A 4,116-nucleotide genomic window follows, 5' to 3' on the forward strand; every position below is an offset into this window, starting at 1 on the left:
TAGAAATGAATAAAAATAAACATTAACATTAATAAAGATAAGTAAGAAATCATTCGTATTATTTAAAGAAGGTTTCTTATCAAACTTATAATTAGATTATACAAGGAGGATAATAATGGAGTACTTTCAAAAGGCTAACGCTATATACAATACTAAAGATTACAGCAGAGCAATAGCTCTATATAAAAAGGCTAGCGAGATGAAAGATAATGAAGTAAGTTCACTTTATAACACCGCAGTATGTTTTATTCACTTAAAAGAATATGATAAAGCAATACCCTTGTTTTATTCTGCTATATCTCTTCGTCGTGAAAGTAAATACTTTTTTAACCTAGCTTATTGTTATGCCATGTGTGCTAATAAGGCAAAAGCATTGTATTACTTTAATACTGCTTGGACATTAAATAATGATGATGTAGATTGTGAAAAAGCCATTAACTTATTATTAAAAAGCTATAAAATAGCTCCCTAAATGCGGGGGAGCTATTTTTTTACCATTCTCCAGCTATACTCTCAGCTTTATGGTCGATAGTAAATCTTGCACTATCAAAATAATCCCCACCGACTAAAAATGTAGGATCTACATTAATCCATTTATTTTCTCCCTTTATATAGACTTGATTCCAAGCATGACTAACCCAATTACTCCCATTAAAACCCTGGCCAGTAATAATTCTTACCTTTATATTATTAGCTCTACACATAGCTACATATAGACATGCATAATCAAAACATATTCCACTTCTGGAATTAAAAGTTGGAATTGCCCCAGATGTCATTTGTGTATCGTTATTTAATACTTTATTTGCCTTTTCATCACTATAAGCTATTTTTGTACCTACCCATTTATATAAAGTTTTTGCTTTATCTCTTGTTTCATTTTCACCCTGGACTAAATTAACTGCCAATTTATTTATTTCATCGTTAGACTTAACCCCTTGTTCTAAAGTAATACCATTATAGTAAATTGTACCCTTCTGATTATTTTGTACATTTGGTACATTTTGTACATTTGTTTTATTTGTATCAGAGTTTGAAGGATCTTTTACTACAATTTTGAAAGAATTATTAACAACATTTGGAAGATTTTTAGCAAGTTTCGAATTAGTAAGAGGAATAACTACTTCCTTCGAAATATAACTATATGCTTGTGATTCTTCTAAATATTTATTGTACGTATCTGTTACATTAAGAAGCGACAGAAAATTCAATATAAAAGTAATAACAATTACATAACATATTGCTCTAGGAACTTGAAATATTGCCCCCGCAATTCTTTTAAAAAACACACTTTTTTGCTTAAGCAGATTCTCTACACCGTCAAATAAAGGATAAAGAGTAAATCTGCTAATAAAATTAGCTACAAAATTTATGACGCTACAAAGTATTAGTATCACAAGTGGCATTATAAGTATATAAATTACTAATGGTTTACTATTTATAAAGTCTAGAATATTTAACGGTATACTTTTATATATTGTTGCATACATCCCTGTATTATGTTCAATAAAAATCTTTTTAGTGTAATAAATGCCTAAACACAAGGATATTAAGAAAGATATGCTTTGAAATACCCCTCCCATAGCCCCTTTTAAATGCTGCGATGAGAATTTGAATATAAACCCTTTAATTATTGGGTATATAAAAAATAATAGTAAAATAATACTTACGGGTTGCTTAAACAATCATATCACCTGCCTTCATTAGTAGCATTATCAATTTCATCAATTTGATTAATTAACTCTTTTAATATTTTTTTAATTTGATCCCATTGATAACCTCTTCTTAAAAGATAATCTCCTAACTTTTTATATAACTTTATTTTTGAGGACTCTGACTTAATTAATATATTATATCTTTTGTCAGCTAACTCATATAGTTTGTTATAATTTTCTTTAATGGTTTGTTCATCATCTAATATACTTTCTTTTATATTCTCTTCCCTATCATTATTTATTATTCTAGCCAAAACCTTTTTAATTATTTCATAATTATATCCATTTCTTGCTAAATAATCTGAAATTTTTTTATAAAGTTTTTTTGTATCATTTTCATTCTTTGATAAAGTCACTAGTCTTTTTTCACCTAATTTCAACGCTACCTCTAATTGCTGCTCACTAGTTATTTTGCTTATTGCTTCATTAATTAATTCCTTAGGAAGAGATTTTTTTATTAAAGTAAACTTAATTCTGTTTTTTCCAATAGATCTAATTTTCTCTTTTATAAATAGCTCTATAAACCGCTCATCATTAACAAAATCATACTGCTTTAAGAACTCCAATACTCTATCAATAGTTTTAATATCAAATTCTTTTATAGTTAATTTGTCTGATACCTGCTTTTCAGACTTAAAGCTTTTTTCTAAAAAATGGAGAGCAGCATTTTTCCCTTTTATATAATTGTCTTCACAAGCTATACCTTCTAAATCTTCTTTATCCATAGATCTGCCTTTGGTTATATTGTGAATATATATAAGCTCTGCATCACAGGCAAAAGCAAATTCATTATCCATATAAATATTTACTCTTCTTTTATTCCTCTTTTGCATTTCAATCTTTGTTATAATGCTTCCCAATATTAGCCTCTCTTTTCTGGCAAAAATATATGAATTGTTGGTTTTTGCAAAACTTTTCTAGCAACATCATATAAATCTTTACTTTTGATGTTCCCCATATTTTTCATATCTTCTGTAAACTCATATATATTTTCATTGTCCATAACTTGATGTATTACATAATTACCAAGATCTGTTGAATCCTCAAGTGTTGATGCAATTGCAGTTTTTAATATTTTTTTCATTAGTGCTATTGTATTATCATCAAAAAGTATTTTTTCAGTTTCAATATCTTTAATTGCAGTATCAATTGCCTTAATTGCTTCATCTACGTTTTTAGCTGACACTGATGTATAAATATATAATATTTTAACATTGTTTGATGTATCTAATTGAGTATATACATCATAAGATAATCCACGTTTTTCGCGAAGTTCTCTAAATAATATAGAATTAGCACTTTCACCAAACTTAAAGTTTAGTACTCTTAGTGCTAATTCCTCATCTTTAGTTAATCCATCAAAAGTATATAGATAAATTATAGTGCTTTGCTCTATTTCTTTTTTATAGGATATTTTTTTAATAAACTGGTTATGTTCAGGTATTATTTCTTTCTTTTTAAATTTTTTATTAATCCACTTGCCGAAATATTTATTAATCATATTTATTATGTCCACATGTTCGAATGGAGATACAATAGATATAAATGCATTATTAGGGACATAATATTTATTATAAAAATCAACTAGTTGTTTTCTTACAACCGATTTTATTACATCTTCATTTCCAATTGTATCTTCCTTAAGTGGACTATGTTTAAACGCAATTTCATTAACTCTCACAAAACTTAAATCCTCAATGTCATCATTAATTGATCTTATTTCTGCAAGGATTACTCCTCTTTCCTTTTCAATTTCATCAATTGGGAAAATTGAGTTTAATAACATATCACCAAGGACTTCTACTGCATTTTCTAATTCTTCTTTTAATATTGTAGCGCTATATACTGTACAGTTGAAATCAGTGTATGCGTTATATTCTCCACCTAGATTTTCTAAATCACTGTTCAACTTTTCATTAGTGCTATTCTCAGTGCCTTTAAAAAGCATGTGTTCTATAAAATGTGCTATTCCTTTTTCATCTTTTTCTTCAAAGAGTGAACCTATATTAATTCCAACATGAACTGCTGCAATTTGACTATCCTTTTTAATGGTAATAAGATTAATACCATTTTCTAATTTGGTTTGTTTCGTATTAAAAATTTCTTTACTCATCTTACTCTCCTTTTAACCCAAAACTGTATTACTATAATTATTTAGCTTCCTTAATTAATATATAATTATTATAAAGCAAAAATCAATATAGTTTAACTATATCATACTTTCAAGTATTTTAGACTATATTCTTAACGGATTTGTACTAGAGATAATTTCCAAGTAAATAAGAAACTCTATGTCAACTGAATTTGAAAATGTCCCAAAAAGTTTTAATTATTAGCACCAGCAATAGCTGGTGCTTTATTACGTTTTTAACCTATTTTGGGGTATAGCAAACACATCTTA

4 protein-coding genes are annotated in these 4,116 nt (G+C 27.4%); 1 reads left to right on the top strand and 3 read right to left on the bottom strand.

Features of this window, described 5'->3' with window-relative positions; genetic code table 11:
- Nucleotides 1–115: 115 nt before the first annotated feature.
- Nucleotides 116–472, top strand: a complete 357-nt coding sequence (locus tag KPL38_RS18405; protein ID WP_216290588.1) for a tetratricopeptide repeat protein — start codon at nt 116–118, stop codon at nt 470–472.
- 19 nt (nt 473–491) lie between these two features.
- Here the strand turns inward: KPL38_RS18405 and KPL38_RS18410 are convergent, their stop codons facing one another.
- From KPL38_RS18410 to KPL38_RS18420, 3 genes are read right to left on the bottom strand one after another with little or no spacing between them, the layout of a single operon-like run.
- Entirely contained in the window at nt 492–1,685 is a 1,194-nt protein-coding gene (locus KPL38_RS18410) for a transglutaminase domain-containing protein (RefSeq protein WP_216290589.1), read from the bottom strand.
- A 5-nt stretch (nt 1,686–1,690) separates the two neighbouring features.
- The gene (gene recX, locus KPL38_RS18415; RefSeq protein ID WP_246578037.1) at nt 1,691–2,575 is read right to left on the bottom strand and encodes a recombination regulator RecX; all 885 of its coding nucleotides are present in this window, start codon (nt 2,573–2,575) and stop codon (nt 1,691–1,693) included.
- Between the two features lie 2 nt (nt 2,576–2,577).
- Complete coding sequence (locus tag KPL38_RS18420) at nt 2,578–3,828, bottom strand: M16 family metallopeptidase (RefSeq protein WP_216290590.1); 1,251 nt, start codon at nt 3,826–3,828, stop codon at nt 2,578–2,580.
- Nucleotides 3,829–4,116 lie beyond the last annotated feature (288 nt).

The sequence above is a fragment of the Clostridium psychrophilum genome, assembly GCF_018861705.1.
Taxonomy (GTDB): domain Bacteria; phylum Bacillota; class Clostridia; order Clostridiales; family Clostridiaceae; genus Clostridium_AD; species Clostridium_AD psychrophilum.